Here is a 16,747-nt window from a genome sequence, read left to right as displayed (position 1 = left end):
TCGCGGGGGCGGGCTTCACCGGCTCCATTCGGGGCGGCGGCTTCGCGGTGGCCGTGGGCGCGGGCTTCGGCGCATCCAACGGCTCCAGGTCACTGAGGTCCGGCTCGGCTTCCGGTTCGGGTTTCGACGCGGGCTTCGCGGGCTTGGGGTCGGAGTCGGAAGCCCGGTAGACGCCCTGCCGCGACACGGTGGGCACGGGCGTGGTGTCGACGGGCGGCGCCGCCGCGGGGACATCCTCCGCGGGAGGGCGCGTGTCCTCGGCGGGCACGCTGTCCGCGCGGTAGCTGTCGCGACGCCCACGGACCGAGTCCCGGTCCGGACGCGCGTCACCGAACGGGTCCTCCTCGCGGTTCGTCGTGCGCCGGCCTTCCGAGTCCCCCGAGTCTCCAAACGGGTCCTCTTCCCGGCTCACGGGCTTCTTCGAGGAGGGCCGCCCGCGACGAGGAGGGTCCGCCACCACGCTGTCGGGAAGGCCGCGCAGCGATGAGTGACGCTCGCTGCAGTCGCCCCGGTTCTCCGTGCAGATGCTCAGGCACTGGGTGAGCTTCTTCACGGTGCGACTGCTGCCGCCGTACTCGATGGAGCAGTCCTCCTTGCAGGTGGCGTAGTCCTCCTGACAGCCGGAGGGGACAGCGCCGCGCTGGGCGCTGGCGGGGGTGGCGGCGAGGGCCAGAAGCAGGAAGGGCAGAAGACGCATGGCTATTTCGAAAACTACCAGTCTTCGTGCCTCCCGGCGCCAGGGGGGCGCTATGGTTCAGGAGCGCGGCCGGAGCGCCAAGAGGAGGAACATGGCTGTCAGGGTGGGCATCATCGGGAGCCATGGTCTGGAGCAATTGTTGGGGCTCTCCGGTCGGTTGGAGACCCACACCCTCGAAACCCCCTTCGGTCCCCATGCGGGCCCCCTCGTCTCCGGAGAGCTGGACGGCGTCTCCGTCGTCTATGTGCCACGCCACGGCGCGGGTCATGTCTTCAACGCCACCCGGGCTCCGTACCGCGCCAACCTCTTCGCGCTGAAGCAGTTGGGCGTCACCCACGTGTTGGCCACGGGCACGGTGGGCAGCCTCCAGGAGCATCTGCCTCCGCTCCAACTGGTCGTCCCGGATCAGGTCATCGACCGCACCTACCGCCGCCCCTGCACCTTCTACGACGACCTCGCGGTCCACGTGGAGCTGGACTCGCCCTTCTGCGGCACGCTGCGTCAGGTCCTCGCCAACGCGGCCACCGCCAGCGGCGCCGTCGTGGCCACCCAGGCGACGTATGTCTGCGTCGAGGGCCCTTCGCTCAGCACCCGCGCGGAGAGCCTGCTGTACCGGCAGTGGGGCGCGGACCTGGTCGGGATGACGGCCATGCCCGAGGCCCGGCTCGCCCGAGAGGCCGAGCTGCACTACGCGCTGGTGGCGCTGCCCACGGACTACGACTCCTGGCAGCCGCTGCCCCCGGGACAGGAGCACGAGGCCCTGCTGGCGCGGCTGTCCCACAACGTGCCGGCTGTCACCGCGAAGGGGGCCGCGCTCATCCGCCGCGCGCTGCCGCGAATCGCCGAGGCCCCGTCCGCGTGTCGCTGTGACTCCGCCCTGGCGATGGCGCTGTGGACCGAGCGCTCCCGCATCCCCGACGAGGTGCGCTCCCGGCTTCGTCCACTGTTGGGCAGATACCTCCCGCCGAACGTCGTCTAGCCGAACGAGGGCTCGCCCGGTCGCCTGCTGCCAACCCGCGTCGCCAACCCCACCTTCCGATACCCGAGGGTCGGGAGCGAGGAGGGAAGGATGCGGCTGCCCAGGCTCAAGTACCTCACGTGGCGCGAGTTCACCCGACGCTTCGTGAAGGAGTTCCAGGAAGACACCGTCACGGACATCGCGGCGCAGCTCTCCTACTACCTGCTGTTCTCGCTGTTCCCGTTCCTCTTCTTCCTCGTCACGCTGGTGGCGTACCTGCCCTTCGCGCCGGGCGCGGTGGACGCGATGCTGGACCGCGTCCGCCCGCTGGTGCCTGGAGACGCGCTGGGCCTGGTGACGCAGCACCTGACGTCACTGGTGGACCAGCCCCGCCCCAAGCTCTTGACGGTGGGTCTCCTGGTGGCCTTGTGGTCGGCTTCGCGCGGCGCGGATGCCCTGCGCAAGGCGCTCAACCTGGCCTACGACGTGCCCGAGTCGCGTCCCCTGTGGAAGACGCAGGGGCTCGCCATGCTGATGACGCTCGTCGGCACCTTGCTCATCCCGCTGTCCTTCGCCGTGTTCCTGCTCGGCGGCCGGCTGGGGGCGTGGCTCGCGACGCGGCTGCACGTGCAGGAGGCCTTCTACGTCGTCTGGTCCTGGGTGCGCTGGCCGTTCACCGCGGGCCTGGTGATGCTGGCGCTGTCGCTCTGCTACTACCTGCTGCCGGACGTGAAGCAGCGCTTCAAGTACATCACTCCCGGCTCCATCTTCGGCACGCTGGTGTGGATGGCGAGCACGTGGGGCTTCACGCAGTACGTGGAGCACTTCGGCAAGTACAACGTCACCTATGGCTCCATCGGTGGCGTGGTGGTGCTGCTCCTGTGGCTCTACATCTCCGGGCTGGTGTTCATCCTCGGTGGCGAGCTGAACGCCATCCTGGAGCACGCCTCGGCGGAGGGGAAGGAGAAGGGGGCGCGCCAGTTCGGCGAGGCCGCTCCAGCGGAGCCTCCCATCAAGACGCCTGGAGCCGCCAAGAGCGCGGCGAGCGCGAAGCGCTCCCGGCTGGCCTTCTGGCGCTGGAAGCACCGCGTGGCCCGGGGGAAGTCCCCCGAGCCCTCTGGAGCGGAGCTGGAGCGCGAGCCCCCGTCCACCCTGCATTGAGCCCGGCTCGGGCGGGGGCTACTTGCCGCCCAGCTTCTGCTTGATGGCGGGCAGCTGGCCCGGGCTGTTGTTGCTGCCGCGCAGGCCCTTCTTGGAGATGAACTCCTGAAGGTCTGCGATGCGCTGCTTGTTGGTGGGGTGGGTGCTCAGCCACTTCATGACGCCGGGCGTGCTGCCCTCCTGGGCCTGGAGCTTCTGGAAGAAGCTGATGAGCCCCTTGGGGTCGAAGCCGGCGCCGGAGGAGTAGCGCGCGCCGTACTCGTCCGCCTCCAACTCCTCGCTGCGGCTGTGCGCCAGCATGGCTCCGCCACCGACGAGCTGGGCTGCCACCTGGGCCGCGGCGCCCGGGTTCTGTCCCAGGGCGAGCTGGGTGACGGTCTGCAGGCCCATCTGGTTCACCATGGCCCGCGCGGAGTGACGGCCGACGACGTGGCCCGCCTCGTGCGCCATGACGCCCGCCAGCTCCGCCTCCGTGTCCGCGGCCAGGATGAGGCCCGTGTAGACGTAGAGGTAGCCGCCCGGCGTGGCGAACGCGTTCACCGTCTTCGGGTCGTCGATGACGTTGATCTTCCACTTCACGCCCGGCCGGTCCTTGGTGGCCTGCTTGATGATGGGCGCGGAGAGGTTGCGGACGTACTCGACGATGGTCGGGTCCTCCACGTACTTGATCTTCTCCTTCTGCTCGAGCTCCGCCTTGACCTGCTTGCCGATGTCCTCCTCCTGCTCATCCGAGACGAAGGTCTTCGCGAGCGCCTTCTCCGCCTGGACGCGCTGAGTGGTGCAGCCCGTCGTCACTCCCATGACGAGGGCCAGGCTCCATACCGCCGAGAGAATCCGTTGCATGACCGAGGACGCCTTTCTTTGTCGGTTGATGCGTTGAGACCGAAACCTGCCCGGACTCTTGGGCAGCGTCCGCCTCCACGGCAAGCCCCTCGTGAGGGTTCCGATGGGAGGCGTGGGGCTCGGGCGCGCTGGCGCCCGGGAGCCGGAGGGCAGGGACCTCTGGTGCGCCGGGACACCCCCGGCGGCGAGCGCACCCGCCGGGAGCCTCCTGGACGGGGCTGATCGCCGCGCCCGAGGCGCCCTGGGGACATGTGCGCGAGCCGACAAGCGCAAGAAATGCGTGGGCCAGGAGGGCGCCGGTGCTATGTGCCCGAGGGGATGCCTGAGTTACCCGAAGTAGAAATCGCCCGGCGCAATCTGGTGCGCTGGTTCGATGGACGACGCCTCGTGCGCGCGGAGGCGGATGATACCCGCGTCTTTCGCGGCGCCGAGCGCGGCGACTTCGCGCGACTCCATGGGCGGCTGACGTCGCTCGTCCGGCGGGGCAAGTACCTCCTCTTCGCCTTCGAGGAAGGCCGGGGCCTGTTGGGCCACCTGGGCATGACGGGCAAGTTCGTCCGGCGCTCGGAAGGGGACGTCGTGCCCTACAGCCGCGCCCGCTTCCACCTGGACAACGGGCAGGTGCTGCACTTCGCCGACGCGCGCATGTTCGGCCGGATGGAGCCCGCTCCCGCCTCGGAGCTGCGCTCCCTGGACGTGGTGAAGGCCCTGGGGAGGGATCCGCTGGCGGACGGCCTCACCGCCGGCCAGCTCGAACAGGCCCTGGCGTCCTCGAAGCAGGACCTGAAGGTCGCCCTGATGGATCAGGCGCGCATCGCCGGGATGGGCAACATCCACGCCGCGGAGGCGCTGTTCCGCGCCGGCCTCCATCCCGCCCGCAAGCCCTCCTCCCTCGGCCCCGACGACTGGAAGCGCCTGGTCCAGGCCATCCGCGCCAGCATCGACTTCGGCCTGGAGGAGCAGGAGGGCGAGGAGCCCGTGTACCTGGAGGAATGGGGCGCCGTCAGCCCGTTCCTGGTGTATGGGCGCGGTGGTGGCCCGTGCTCCAAGTGCGCCTCGCCGGTGGAGTCCTTCACCCAGGCGGGACGCACCACTTATGCCTGTCCGAAGTGCCAACCCCGGGGAGGGACAGGGAAATGACCCTGGACGTCCTGTCGTTCACGACGCGAACTCGCGTCCCGGTTGGCGTTGACACCCCCCTGTCCCGTGGCTTGAATCGCCCGCCTTTCCGACCCGGCCGCCCCGAGCGGCCCTGGAGATCGTTGCCCATGTCTCACGTCCTGCTGGCGGCGCTGCTCGTCGCTTCCTCCACGGCCACCGCCCAGGTGCCGGCTGGGGGCACGCCTCCGCCCGCGCCCGCGGAGGCCGCCAAGCAGTCCCTCAACGGCGAGGAGTGGAGCGAGGAGTACCCGGAGGAGAAGCGCAAGCTGGAGGTCTTCACGCTCGACGGCTACTTCCGCCTGCGCCCCACGCTCTTCTACAAGTTCGACCTGGGCAAGGTCCCCGGCCAGGAGATCTTCCCGGCCGTCTCGCCGCGCCGGGGGGAGAACACCCAGTCCTTCGCCACCATGCGCCTGCGCCTGGACCCCACGTTCAACGTGTCCGAGCAGGTGAAGATCAAGCTCCAGGTGGACGGTCTGGACAACGTGGTGTTCGGCTCCACGCCGGACACGCTCTACCCGGGGGACCAGCGCAACATCTTCACCGTCTTCTCCGAGGACCAGGAGTCGCTGGGTGACACGCTGTCGGACTCCATCAAGCTGCGCCGCGCCTACGGCGAGGTGAACACGCCGGTGGGCATCCTGCGCTTCGGCCGCATGGGCAGCCACTGGGGCCTGGGCATGCTGCGCAACGACGGCAACTGCTTCGACTGCGACTTCGGCGACACGGTGGACCGCGTGCAGTTCGTCACCGAGCCCTTCGCGGGCTGGTACGTGACGCCCATGCTGGACTTCAACTCGGAGGGCACGTTCTACAAGGGCGGCGCCGAGGGCGAGCCGGTGGACCTGACGCAGGCGGATGACGCCCACAGCTGGGTGCTGGCCATCGCCCGCCGGGACACCGACGCGCAGATCCGCTCCAAGCTGGAGAACAACCAGGGCGTGCTCCAGTACGGCCTGCACTTCACCTGGCGCTCGCAGAACTACGACAACGTGAAGGATGCCGACGGCGCGCTCACGGGCGGCTTCATCCCCCGCGACGCGAACCTGTACATCCCCGACCTCTGGCTGCGGTACGAGGAGCGCAACTGGCGCCTGGAGTTCGAGCTGGCGGCGGTGTTGGGCAAGATTGGCAACCGCGCGCTCACCACGGGTGATGCGACGTTCGACCAGAGCCTGACGGTGGCGCAGTTCGGCGGCGTGGCGCAGGGTGAGGTGAAGGTCGCAGACAACAAGCTGACGCTGGGCCTGGAGCTGGGCTTCGCCTCCGGCGACAAGGCGCCGGGCTTCGGCAACTACCCGGGCCGTCAGGGCTCGGGCACCAACGGCTACACCAACCCGGGTGACGTGGAAGGCCGCCAGTACCGCTGCGACAACGGAGGCTGCTCCGACTCCGCCATCCGCAACTTCCGCTTCAACCGCGACTACCGCATCGACCTCATCCTCTGGCGCGAGCTGATTGGCGGCGTCACCGACGCGTTCTACGTGCGCCCGTCCGTGAAGTACGCGGTGGCGCCGGGCATCGACCTGTATGGCCGCCTCATCTACTCGCAGGCGCTCTACGCGGAGTCGACGCCGTCCTTCGTCAGCAAGTCGCTGGGCGTGGAGGTCAACGCGGGCGTGGACTACACCACCGAGGACGGCTTCATCGCGGGCATCGCCTACGGCATCCTGTTCCCCATGGGCGGTCTGCAGGCCTACACGGATGCCCTGAAGGCGGATTTGGAGACGCCGCACAGCATCCGCGGCTGGCTGGGCGTGAAGTTCTAGTCATGAAGCGCGCCCTCACGTCGCTCGGGGTCGCCACCGTCCTGGTGTTGGGGATGGTGGCGTGCGGCATCAAGGGTCCGGCCAAGCCGCCACTGGCGGCGCCGGTGCCGGCGACGGAGACCCCTCCGCCGCCGTCGGACACCGCGCCCGTCAGCGTGGAGTCCTCGGGGCCATCGATTATTTCGACGACGGATGGCGGGGCCCTGACGCCCACCACCCAAATCGACGCTGGGACACCGTGAGCTCCTTTCCGTACCGCAAGGGCGTGCTGCACGCGGAAGCCGTGCCGCTGCCCGCCATCGCCGACGCGGTGGGCACCCCCACCTATGTCTATTCCACCGCCGCGCTGACCCAGGCCTTCCGCGCGGTGACGGAGGCGTTCTCCGACGCACGACCCCTGGTCTGCTACTCGGTGAAGGCCAACTCCAACCTCGCCATCCTCCGGCTGTTCGCGGAGCTGGGCGGGGGCTTCGACATCGTCTCCGGCGGAGAGCTGGCCCGCGTGCGGCATGCGGGCGGCGAGGCCGCGAAGACGGTGTTCGCGGGCGTGGGCAAGACGCAGGAGGAGATGGAGGCAGCGCTCGCCGCGGGCATCCTCCTCTTCAACGTGGAGAGCGCCGAGGAACTGGAGGCGCTGGACGCGGTGGGGCGCCGGTTGGGGCGACGCGCGCCGTTCGCGTTGCGCGTCAACCCGGAGGTGGACCCTCGCACGCACCGCTACATCGCCACCGGGCTGAAGACGTCCAAGTTCGGCGTGCCCTTCGAGGAGGCGGTGGACCTCTACGCGCGCTCGAAGAAGATGAAGGGCGTGCGGGCCGCGGGCCTGGACTGTCACATCGGCTCGCAGCTCACCCAGAGCTCGCCGCTGCGCGCGGCGCTCGGCAAGGTGGCGGGGCTGTACCAGGAGCTGAAGGCCCGGAAGCACGCGCTGGAGTACCTGGACGTGGGCGGCGGCCTGGGCATCACCTACTCGGACGAGACGCCTCCCTCGGTGGAGGAGTACGCGCGCGTCGTGCTGGCGGCGACGAAGGACACGGGCGCGCGGCTGGTGCTGGAGCCGGGGCGCTCGCTGGTGGGCAACGCGGGCGTGCTGCTCACCCGCGTGCTGTACCGCAAGCAGACCCCCTCCAAGCACTTCACCGTGGTGGACGCGGGCATGAACGACCTGCTCCGCCCCGCCCTCTACGAGGCCCACCACGCCTTCGTCCCCCTGCTGAAGCGGCGAGGCAAGGCGGTGGAGGTGGACGTCGTGGGGCCGGTGTGTGAGTCCACCGACGTGCTGGCCAAGGCCCGGCCCCTGGTGCTCCCCCAGGCGGGCGAGCTGTATGCCTTCCTCAGCGCCGGCGCGTACGGGATGAGCATGGCTTCTAACTACAATTCCCGCCCCCGTCCGGCCGAAGTCCTGGTGGATGGAGAGGCGTGGCGGGTGGTGAGGGAGCGGGAGCGCACCGAGGATCTCTGGCGCGGCGAGCGGGCCTGAACATATAAGCGCCGGAATGAAGACCTTCGAAGGTTCCATGACGGCGCTCGCGACTCCGTTCCGGAACGGCGCGCTCGACGAGTCGGCCTACCGGGCGCTGGTGCGCCAGCAGATTGAAGGCGGCACCAGCGTGCTGGTGCCCATGGGCACCACCGGCGAGTCCGTCACGATGAACGCCGAAGAGCGCGCCCGCGCGGTGCGCGTGGTGGTGGAGGAGGCGAAGGGCCGCGTGGGAGTGCTGGGCGGCGCCGGCTCCAACAACACCGCGGAGGTGATTGAGAGCGTGGCGCGCGTGCGTGATGCCGGCGCGGATGGCTCGCTCATCGTCACGCCGTACTACAACAGGCCCACGCAGGCGGGGCTGGTGGAGCACTTCCGCGCGGTGGCTCGCGCGCACCCGGGCTTCCCCATTGTCGCCTACAACGTCCCGGGTCGCACGGGCGTGGACCTGCTGCCGGAGACGGTGCAGCGGCTGTGTGACTTCCCCGAAGTGGTCGCCATCAAGGAGGCCACCGGCAACATGGCCCGGGCGGTGGACATCCTGGAGAAGTGTGGCGACAGGCTGACGCTGTTGTCCGGCGACGACTTCACCGTGCTGCCCTTCCTCGCGTGCGGCGGCAAGGGCGTCATCTCCGTGTCCTCCAACGTGGCGCCCCGGCTGATGGCGGACCTGGTGGCCGCGGGCCGCGCGGGTGACTTCGCCAAGGCGCGTGAGCTGCAGGTGAAGCTGAACAACCTGCACCGGCTGCTCTTCGTGGAGTCCAGCCCCATCCCGGTGAAGTGGGGGCTGCACCTCCTGGGGCTGTTCGGTCCGGAGGTCCGCCTGCCGCTGGTGCCGATGACGGGGCCCAACGCGGAGAAGCTGGGCGACGAGCTGCGGCACCTGGGCCTCTTGAAGCACTGAGCGCCACGACACGACACCGAGGAGCGCGGCCACATGATTCGCACCGTCATCACCGGCATCACCGGTCGCATGGGCAGCACGCTGCTGCGCCTGACGCGTGACGCGGAGGACCTGCAGGTGGTGGGCGCCACGGAGCGGCCGGGCAGCACCGCGGTGGGGCTGGACGCGGGCCTCGCCGCGCGGCTGGGCGCGCTGGAGGTGCAGGTGGTGGACGACCTGGCCCGCGCGCTCGACACGGCGAAGGCGGACGTCGTCATCGACTTCACCAGCGCCGAGGTGAGCGTGGCCCACGCGAAGGCGTGCGCGGCGCACGGCGTGGCCTTCGTCTGCGGTTCCACGGGCTTCTCGCCGGAGCAATCGGCGCTGCTGGCGGAGTGCGCGAAGGCGGTTCCCATCGTCGCCGCGCCGAACATGTCGGTGGGCGTCAACCTGGTCATCCGCGTGGCCGCGGAGCTGGCGCGGGTGCTGGGGCCGGGCTTCGACGTGGAGGTGCTGGAGGCGCACCACCGCATGAAGAAGGACGCGCCCAGCGGCACCGCGCTGCGGCTGGCGGAGGTGCTCGCCTCCGCGCTCGGCCGCACGCAGGACGACCTGACGTTCGCCCGGGAGGGCCAGATTGGCGCCCGGCCCGCCAGCGAGATTGGCGTGCAGACGCTCCGGGGCGGAGATGTGGTGGGAGAGCACACCGTGTACTTCTTCGGTGAGGGCGAGCGCATCGAGCTGACGCATCGGGCCACCAGTCGAGATCAGTTCGGGCTGGGGGCGCTGCGCGCGGCGCGCTGGGTGGTGGGCCGCCCTCCGGGGCTGTATGACATGGCCGACGTGCTCGGCTTCCAGAGGACTTCATGACGACCGCCCGCTACTGCCGCTTCCTCCACGAAGGCCGCGCGAACCATGGCCGCGTCGAGGGCTCCGAGGTGGTGGTGCTCACCTCGGCCCCCTGGTTGGGCGGGGTCAAGGACACGGGCATCCGCCGCTCGCTGTCGGCGGTGACGTTGCTGGTGCCGTCGGACGCATCAAAAGTCGTCTGCATCGGCCAGAACTACCGCAAGCACGCGGAGGAGATGGGCAAGCCCGTCCCCACCGAGCCGCTCATCTTCACCAAGCCCTCCACCGCGCTCAACGGCCCGGGCTCGCCCATCCGCATCCCCAAGGCGAGCCAGGAAGTGCACTACGAGGCGGAGCTGGCGCTCGTCATCGGCGAGCGGCTGAAGAACGCCGACGAGACGACGGCCGCGCGCGCCATCTGGGGCCTGACGTGCTTCAACGACGTCACCGCGCGAGACATCCAGAAGCGCGAGACGCAGCACACCCGCGCCAAGGGCTACGACACCTTCGCGTGCGCGGGCCCGTGGGCGGTGACGGGGCTGTCCTCGGCGGACCTCCAGATCTCCTGCCGGGTGAACGGGCAGGTGCGCCAGGACAGCCGCACGTCCGACATGGTGTTCAGCCCTGCTCGGCTGGTGGCTTTCATCTCCCACATCATGACGCTCCTGCCGGGGGACCTCATCAGCACCGGCACGCCGTCGGGGGTAGGGAAGCTGTCGGCCGGTGACTCGGTCGAGGTGGAAGTCCAGGGAATCGGGACGCTGCTCAATCCGGTTGAGCTGGAGCCGTGAGCACCATCATCTATGTCGGGTTGGGCTCGAATGAGGGGGACCGGGAGTCCCACCTCGTCGCCGCCCTCACCGCGCTGTCCCGCATCGACGCGGTGGCCGTGCTTCGTTGTTCCTCACTCTTCGACAGCGCCCCGGTGGGGCCGCCGCAGCCGCGCTATCTGAACGCGGTGGTGGCGCTGGACTGCGATTTGTCGCCGCAGCGGCTGCTCGTCATCCTTCAGCAGATCGAGAAGGACCTGGGCCGGAGGCGCGAGCAGCACTGGGGCCCGCGCACCATCGACCTGGACATCCTCTTCTGCGAGGGTCGAGTGGTGGCGGACCCTCACCTCCAGGTGCCGCATCTGGAGCTGCACAAGCGACGCTTCGCCCTGGAGCCGTTGGCGGAGCTGTCGCCCGACTTGCTGCACCCCGTGCTGGGAATGACGGTGAAGGAGCTCCTCGGGAAACTCGCCCCGCAGGATGTCCGCAGGAGTGAGGCCACCGCGTGGCCCGAAGCGAGCCTGCCGAGCAACGAGACATGAACCTTTCCCTGGCCCTGGCCACCGCGGCGCTGCTCGCCGCCGAGCCTTCCCCGTTGCCCCCTGGTCACCCGGTTGTCCCTCCAGGGACCCAGGTGTCGCCCGCGAAGCCGTCAGCCGCCATGGGGGGGGGCGCGCTGCCCGAGGGTCATCCTCCGGTGGAAGGTGGGGCCGCTCCCGCCGCGGCGCCCACGGGCGAGCTGCCCTCGGGACATCCCCCGGTGTCCGGCACCGGCAAGGCGCCTCCGTCCGCGGAGGAGCTGCTGCGCCAGCTCGACTCGACGGAGGGGCTGCAGGGGCGGGAGAAGACCTTCGAAATCGCGGCGTCGCTGGGGCGCCTGTACTACCTGAACGGCCGCAACGCGGAGGCGGTGACGTACCTGCTCCAGGCTGACGAGCGCGCCAAGTCGGTGCGCGACCTGTTCCTCGCGCAGCGCAAGAAGCTGGGCAGGGCGACGCTGGCCACGGCGGAGGCCGCGGGTTGCGGCTTCACGACGGGGCAGGCGGTGGAGTCGATGGGCGCGGTGGCGCAGGAGCGCGCGAAGAAGGGCGACGTCGCGGGCGCGGCGGCCTGTGCTCGCGCGGCGCTGGAGCCCGCGCTGGAGACGGGAGTGATGCGCGCCAACGCGCTCTTCCTCACCGGTGACACGGCGGGCGCGCTGGGCGCGTATGTCGCGGTGCTGGAGGTGGAGCCCAAGCACGAAGAGGCGCTCTACGGGCGCTCGGCGGTGCTGTTCGAGACGAAGGGCGAGGACCTGGCGGCGCTGAAGCAGGCGCGCGAGGGCTTCGAGGCGGTGCAGGCGATGAACCCCACCTCCTCGCGAGCGGCCGCGGCGAAGCGGCTGGCGACGCTGGTGGACGAGACGGTGAAGGCGGGAGGTCGGGCGAAGCTGCTCGCGTCGCGCGCCGAGGACCGTCGCATCCGGCTGGCGCAGGCGCCCGTGGCGCAGGGGCCGGACGTGCCTCGTCCGCTGACGAAGGAGATGGTGGACGCGGTGCAGAACACCGAGCGCACGCCGGAGCTGGAGCAGGGCCTGGCGAAGCTGGTGGACGAGGGCGAGGAGCACCTGGCGAAGGGGCGCTTCCAGGAGGCGCTCGGCAACTACACGCGCGTGGTGCCCTTCCAGCCGGAGAACGGCCGCGCGAAGGCGGGCATGGCCTGGGCGCTGGTGGGCCTGGGTCGTCCCATGGCCGCGCGCGTGTGGGGCGTGGCGGTGCAGTCGGACCCGGCGTCGGTGGAGAAGCTGGGCGACACCCTCAAGGCCAAGGGCGACGAGAAGGGCGCCAAGGCCCTCTGGGAGAAGCTGGCCTCGGACGCACCCGACTACAACAAGTCGGCGCTCCAGGCGAAGCTCACGCAGTAGGGCTCACGAGGAGCACGGGCGTCACATGACGCCCGGTGCTTCGGTGGGGCAGGCATCGGTTCCGCATCGTGAGTGCCCGTCGAGGCGGGCGTTCCGAGCGTCCTCGCTGCTCTCGATGGAGTCGCCTCGGAAGCGAGGCGGCACGCGCACTCAGACGAACTTCGCGGCGAGCAAATCCTGCACGTCGAGCAGGCCCACGGAGCGGCCCTCGACATCCACGACGGGGAGTTGGTCCACACGCAGCTCGCGCATCTGCGCGGTGGCGGCGATGACCAGCGTGTCCGGCGTCACGCAGCGCGGCTGCTTGCCCATGATGTCGCGCACGGGGATGGAGAAGTCGGTGAGGCCCTGCTCCACGCGGCGGCGCAGGTCGCCATCCGTGAAGATGCCCACCAGTCGCCCGCGACGGTCCACCACACACGCGGCGCCCGGACGCCCCGGCGTCTTCGTCATCACCCCGACGACCTCCGACAGCGGCGCGGTGTCGCGCACCAGCGGATTGGCGGGGCCCGTGCGCATCAGCTCGAACACGCGCTGCACGGAGCGGCCCAGCTTCCCGCCGGGATGCAGGAGCGCGTAGTCATCCGTGCCGAACGGACGCGAGCGCATCACCGCCATGGTGAGCGCGTCGCCCAGCGCATGCAGCGCGGCGGTGGACGCGGTGGGCACCATCCCCATGGGGCACGCCTCCGCGATGCGTCCGATATCCAGCACTACGTCCGCGCCCTTCGCCAGCGGACTCTGCGCATCCCCCGTCAGCGCGATGACCGGCGTGGCCATGCGCTTGAACGCGGGCATAAGCCGCAGCAGCTCCTCCGTGGAGCCGCTGTTGGACATCGCGAGGATGACATCCCCTCGTGCCACGCGGCCCAAATCCCCGTGCACCGCCTCGGCGGGATGGAGGAAGACGGAGCGGATGCCGGTGGAGGCCAGCGTGGCGGAGAGCTTCTGGCCGATGTGGCCCGCCTTCCCCATGCCCGTGACAATCACCTGGCCCGCGCACTCGCGCACCAGCCGCACGGCCTTCAGGAACGGCGCGCCCAGCCGCGTCGTCACGCCGAGGATGGCGTTCGCCTCCGCCTCCAACACGTCGCGCGCGCACGCGAGCAGCGCCTCGTCGTCCGGCTCGGACGAGGGGGCCGGAGTGGAGCGGCCCGGGAGGGCGCGCAGACGGGGCTTCTTGACGGCGGAGCGAGGGGAGCGGGCCATGGCGTCGGCTTCGCCTTGTACCTGCCAGACATCACGGTGGCCACCCTTGACGCGTGGGGGGGCATCGGTTACGCGCCTGCTCGCCCGGCCCCCCAGGGCCATTCCTTTTCCAGCCCTTCACGGGGCCACCCAGGAGAGTGACGAGATGAAGTTCTTCATCGACAGCGCGGACGTCGAGGAAATCCGCAAGGCGCACGCCATGGGCTGCGTGGACGGCGTCACCACCAACCCGTCCCTGCTGGCCAAGGTCGGCCGCGGGCTGGAAGAGACCATCCGGGAGATCTGCTCCATCGTCGACGGCCCCATCAGCGCCGAGGCCGTGTCCATGGAGGCCGACGCGCTCATCGCCGAGGGCCGCACCCTGGCGAAGATTCACGACAACGTCGTGGTGAAGATTCCCATGGGCATCGAGGGCGTGAAGGCGGTCAAGGCGCTCACCGCCGAGGGCATCCGCACCAACGTCACCCTCATCTTCTCCGCCAACCAGGCCCTGCTGTGCGCCAAGGCCGGCGCCACCTACGTGTCGCCCTTCGTCGGACGGCTGGACGACATCTCCCAGGACGGCATGGAGCTCATCTCCGCCATCCTCGAGATTTATCAGAACTACGACTTCGACACGCAGGTGCTGGTCGCCAGCGTGCGCAACCCCGTCCACGTGCTCCAGTCCGCCCGCATGGGCGCGCACGTCGCCACGCTGCCCTACAGCGTCATCACCCAGCTGGCCAACCACCCGCTCACCGACGCGGGCATCAAGAAGTTCCTCGCGGATTGGGAAAAGGTCCCCAAGGCGAAGAAGTAGACGCACCCTGAGTCCCCGGAGGGCCTGCGCGGCCCCCGGGGTGTCGCCCGCCCCCCTGGGCACCATTTTCCCAGGTGGGTTGGGCTGGAGATTTCGCGGCGCGGCATGTATTCGTTGACTCCCGAGTCAACACGCCTTCGCACCACGAGGAATCTCATGGAATTCCAGCTCACCGAGGACCAGCGCGCGCTCCAGCAGGCGGCGCGAAAGTATGCCCGCGAGGTGGTGCGCCCCAAGGCGGCGCACTACGACGAGACGGCCACCTTTCCCCGGGACTTGCTCGCCACGGCGTTCGAGCTGGGCCTGCTCAACATGGCCATCCCCGCGGAGTACGGCGGCGTGGGCCTGTCGCACCTGGACCAGACGATTGTCGCGGAGGAGCTGAGCTGGGGCTGTGCGGGCGTGGCCACGTCCATCATCGCCAACGATTTGGCCAACCTCCCCATCATCCTCCACGGCACCGAGGACCAGAAGAAGCGCCTGCTGGGCCACTTCGCGGAGAAGCTGAAGTTCTCCTCCTTCTGCCTCACCGAGCCGGAGGCGGGCAGCGACGTCGCCAACATGCAGACGACGGCGCGCCGCGAGGGTGACGAGTACGTCATCAACGGCGCCAAGTGCTTCATCACCAACGGTGGCCACGCCGAGCAGTACACGGTGTTCGCCACGGTGGACAAGGCGAAGCGGCACAAGGGCATCACCTGCTTCGTGGTGGAAGGTCGCCCCGCGGGGCTGACGCCCAGCAAGCACGAGAACAAGATGGGCCAGCGCGCCAGCGACACCGTGTCGCTGACGTTCGAGGACGTGCGCGTCCCGGTGGCGAACCGCATCGGTGAAGAGGGTCAGGGCTTCGCCATCGCCATGGCGACCTTGGACAACAGCCGCCCGCTCACCGCCATGTTCTCCGTGGGCATCGCCCGCGCCGCGCTGGAGCACTCCATGGAGTACGCCTCGCAGCGCAAGACGTTCGGCAAGCCCATCATCGAGCACCAGGCCATCCAGTTCATGATTGCGGACATGGCCATGAACACCCACGCGGCCCGCATGCTCACCTACGAGAGCGCGTGGCTGTTGGACCAGGGTCAGCGCAACACCCTGCAGTCCAGCTACGCCAAGTCCTTCGCCGCGGACATGGCGATGAAGGTCGCCACCGACGCGGTCCAGGTCTACGGCGGCTACGGCTACATCAAGGAGTACCCCGTCGAGAAGCTGATGAGAGACGCCAAGCTCATCCAGGTCTACGAGGGCACCAGTCAGGTCCAGCGGCTCGTCATCGCGAAGGAACTGTTCAGGTAGAAAAGCAGAACTGTGTCCGGCGGCCGTTTCCCATTGCCGCCGTGACACCCCGATGCCTATTAACCCAGACCGTTCGCGCGTCGCGTCAAGGCGGACCGCACGGACTGTTTTCCAGCCTTCATAAACGCCTCCCGCAAGGAGAAGCCCAGCCGTGAAGATCCTCGTCACCGCCAAGCGCGTGGAAGACCCCGAGTCCAAAATCAAGGTGAAGCCCGACGGCTCGGGCATCGTGCAGGAGGGGCTCAAGTACAAGATCAACCCCTTCGACGAGATTGGCGTGGAGGAAGGTCTCCGGCTCGTCGCCAAGCACCAGGGTGAAGTGGTGGTGGTGTCCATCGGTGGCAAGGAGGTGCAGGAGCAGCTCCGGCACGCCCTGGCCATGGGTGCTCACCGCGCCGTGTGGGTGAACCACACCGGCCCGTTGGACCAGTTCGGCATCGCCGCCCTGCTCCAGAAGGTGACGGAGAAGGAGAAGCCGGACCTCGTCATCCTGGGCAAGCAGTCCATCGACGACGACCAGAACCAGGTGGGCCAGTACCTGGCCGAGTTCCTGGACTGGGGTCAGGCCACGTTCGCCTCCAAGGTGGAGTCGATGGAGAGCGAGCAGGAGAAGAACAAGGTCCCCGCCGTGACGCTGACGGCGGACGGCAAGGCCGTGCGCGTGATTCGCGAGGTCGACAACGGGCTGGCGACGCTGGAGTGCCAGTTGCCCGCCGTCGTGACGACGGACCTGCGCCTCAACACGCCGCGCTACGCCAGCCTCCCGGGCATCATGAAGGCGAAGAGCAAGCCCATCGAGGAGCTCACGCCGGAGAAGCTGGGCGTGGACGTCACCCCGAAGATCCAGATCGTGAAGCTGGCGTCTCCGCCGGCGCGCAAGGCCGGCATCAAGGTGCCGGACGTGGCCACGCTGGTGGACAAGCTGCGCAACGAGGCGAAGGTCGTCTAACCCTCTCGGAAGATACGGAGACA

17 protein-coding genes are annotated in these 16,747 nt (G+C 69.4%); 14 read left to right on the top strand and 3 right to left on the bottom strand.

What is annotated here, in order from left to right; translation table 11 throughout:
* The coding region (locus HUW62_RS13360; protein ID WP_176434656.1) for a hypothetical protein at positions 1-697 on the bottom strand (697 nt) is incomplete at its 3' end.
* 91 nt (positions 698-788) lie between these two features.
* On the opposite strand from HUW62_RS13360, the gene HUW62_RS13355 reads away from it, so the two are divergent.
* Positions 789-1,676, top strand: coding sequence for an MTAP family purine nucleoside phosphorylase (locus tag HUW62_RS13355; protein WP_163870161.1), 888 nt, complete (start codon positions 789-791; stop codon positions 1,674-1,676).
* 90 nt (positions 1,677-1,766) lie between these two features.
* Entirely contained in the window at positions 1,767-2,816 is a 1,050-nt protein-coding gene (locus HUW62_RS13350) for a YihY/virulence factor BrkB family protein (RefSeq protein ID WP_163870162.1), read from the top strand.
* A gap of 18 nt (positions 2,817-2,834) precedes the next feature.
* Here HUW62_RS13350 and HUW62_RS13345 read toward each other — a convergent pair whose 3' ends face one another.
* Complete coding sequence (locus HUW62_RS13345) at positions 2,835-3,659, bottom strand: M48 family metallopeptidase (RefSeq protein WP_163870163.1); 825 nt, start codon at positions 3,657-3,659, stop codon at positions 2,835-2,837.
* Between the two features lie 318 nt (positions 3,660-3,977).
* On the opposite strand from HUW62_RS13345, the gene mutM reads away from it, so the two are divergent.
* From mutM to HUW62_RS13300, 9 genes are all read left to right on the top strand, one after another.
* Entirely contained in the window at positions 3,978-4,799 is an 822-nt protein-coding gene (mutM, locus tag HUW62_RS13340) for a bifunctional DNA-formamidopyrimidine glycosylase/DNA-(apurinic or apyrimidinic site) lyase (protein ID WP_163870164.1), read from the top strand.
* A 128-nt stretch (positions 4,800-4,927) separates the two neighbouring features.
* Positions 4,928-6,589: a TIGR04551 family protein gene (locus HUW62_RS13335; RefSeq protein WP_255203404.1), complete on the top strand. Its 1,662-nt coding sequence runs from the start codon at positions 4,928-4,930 to the stop codon at positions 6,587-6,589.
* 2 nt (positions 6,590-6,591) lie between these two features.
* Positions 6,592-6,831 (top strand): hypothetical protein, encoded by a 240-nt coding sequence (locus HUW62_RS13330; protein WP_163870166.1) that lies wholly within the window; start codon positions 6,592-6,594, stop codon positions 6,829-6,831.
* On the top strand, positions 6,828-8,069 hold the full coding sequence (gene lysA, locus HUW62_RS13325; RefSeq protein WP_176434654.1) for a diaminopimelate decarboxylase: 1,242 nt from the start codon (positions 6,828-6,830) through the stop codon (positions 8,067-8,069). Before HUW62_RS13330 ends, lysA begins: the two co-directional genes overlap by 4 nt.
* A gap of 16 nt (positions 8,070-8,085) precedes the next feature.
* A complete protein-coding gene (dapA, locus tag HUW62_RS13320) occupies positions 8,086-8,973 on the top strand; it encodes a 4-hydroxy-tetrahydrodipicolinate synthase (RefSeq protein WP_176434653.1) in 888 nt (295 codons plus the stop codon).
* A gap of 33 nt (positions 8,974-9,006) precedes the next feature.
* Positions 9,007-9,822, top strand: a complete 816-nt coding sequence (gene dapB / locus HUW62_RS13315) for a 4-hydroxy-tetrahydrodipicolinate reductase (protein WP_176434652.1) — start codon at positions 9,007-9,009, stop codon at positions 9,820-9,822.
* Positions 9,819-10,592, top strand: a complete 774-nt coding sequence (locus HUW62_RS13310; protein ID WP_163870170.1) for a fumarylacetoacetate hydrolase family protein — start codon at positions 9,819-9,821, stop codon at positions 10,590-10,592. The genes dapB and HUW62_RS13310 overlap by 4 nt, the downstream gene beginning before the upstream one ends.
* Positions 10,589-11,113, top strand: a complete 525-nt coding sequence (gene folK / locus HUW62_RS13305; RefSeq protein ID WP_163870171.1) for a 2-amino-4-hydroxy-6-hydroxymethyldihydropteridine diphosphokinase — start codon at positions 10,589-10,591, stop codon at positions 11,111-11,113. Before HUW62_RS13310 ends, folK begins: the two co-directional genes overlap by 4 nt.
* The gene (locus tag HUW62_RS13300; RefSeq protein WP_176434651.1) at positions 11,110-12,474 is read left to right on the top strand and encodes a lipopolysaccharide assembly protein LapB; all 1,365 of its coding nucleotides are present in this window, start codon (positions 11,110-11,112) and stop codon (positions 12,472-12,474) included. The genes folK and HUW62_RS13300 overlap by 4 nt, the downstream gene beginning before the upstream one ends.
* A gap of 150 nt (positions 12,475-12,624) precedes the next feature.
* Here the strand turns inward: HUW62_RS13300 and HUW62_RS13295 are convergent, their stop codons facing one another.
* Complete coding sequence (locus tag HUW62_RS13295) at positions 12,625-13,683, bottom strand: SIS domain-containing protein (protein WP_163870173.1); 1,059 nt, start codon at positions 13,681-13,683, stop codon at positions 12,625-12,627.
* A 145-nt stretch (positions 13,684-13,828) separates the two neighbouring features.
* On the opposite strand from HUW62_RS13295, the gene fsa reads away from it, so the two are divergent.
* The 3 genes from fsa to HUW62_RS13280 all read left to right on the top strand — a co-directional run bounded on the left by fsa (position 13,829) and on the right by HUW62_RS13280 (position 16,724).
* Positions 13,829-14,482 (top strand): fructose-6-phosphate aldolase, encoded by a 654-nt coding sequence (fsa, locus tag HUW62_RS13290; RefSeq protein ID WP_163870174.1) that lies wholly within the window; start codon positions 13,829-13,831, stop codon positions 14,480-14,482.
* 156 nt (positions 14,483-14,638) lie between these two features.
* A complete protein-coding gene (locus tag HUW62_RS13285; protein WP_163870175.1) occupies positions 14,639-15,775 on the top strand; it encodes an acyl-CoA dehydrogenase family protein in 1,137 nt (378 codons plus the stop codon).
* Between the two features lie 151 nt (positions 15,776-15,926).
* A complete protein-coding gene (locus HUW62_RS13280) occupies positions 15,927-16,724 on the top strand; it encodes an electron transfer flavoprotein subunit beta/FixA family protein (RefSeq protein WP_163870176.1) in 798 nt (265 codons plus the stop codon).
* Positions 16,725-16,747 lie beyond the last annotated feature (23 nt).

This window comes from Myxococcus sp. AM011 (assembly GCF_013372595.1).
Classification (GTDB): Bacteria; Myxococcota; Myxococcia; order Myxococcales; family Myxococcaceae; genus Myxococcus; species Myxococcus eversor.
This window is presented reverse-complemented; position numbering and strand designations above follow the sequence as displayed.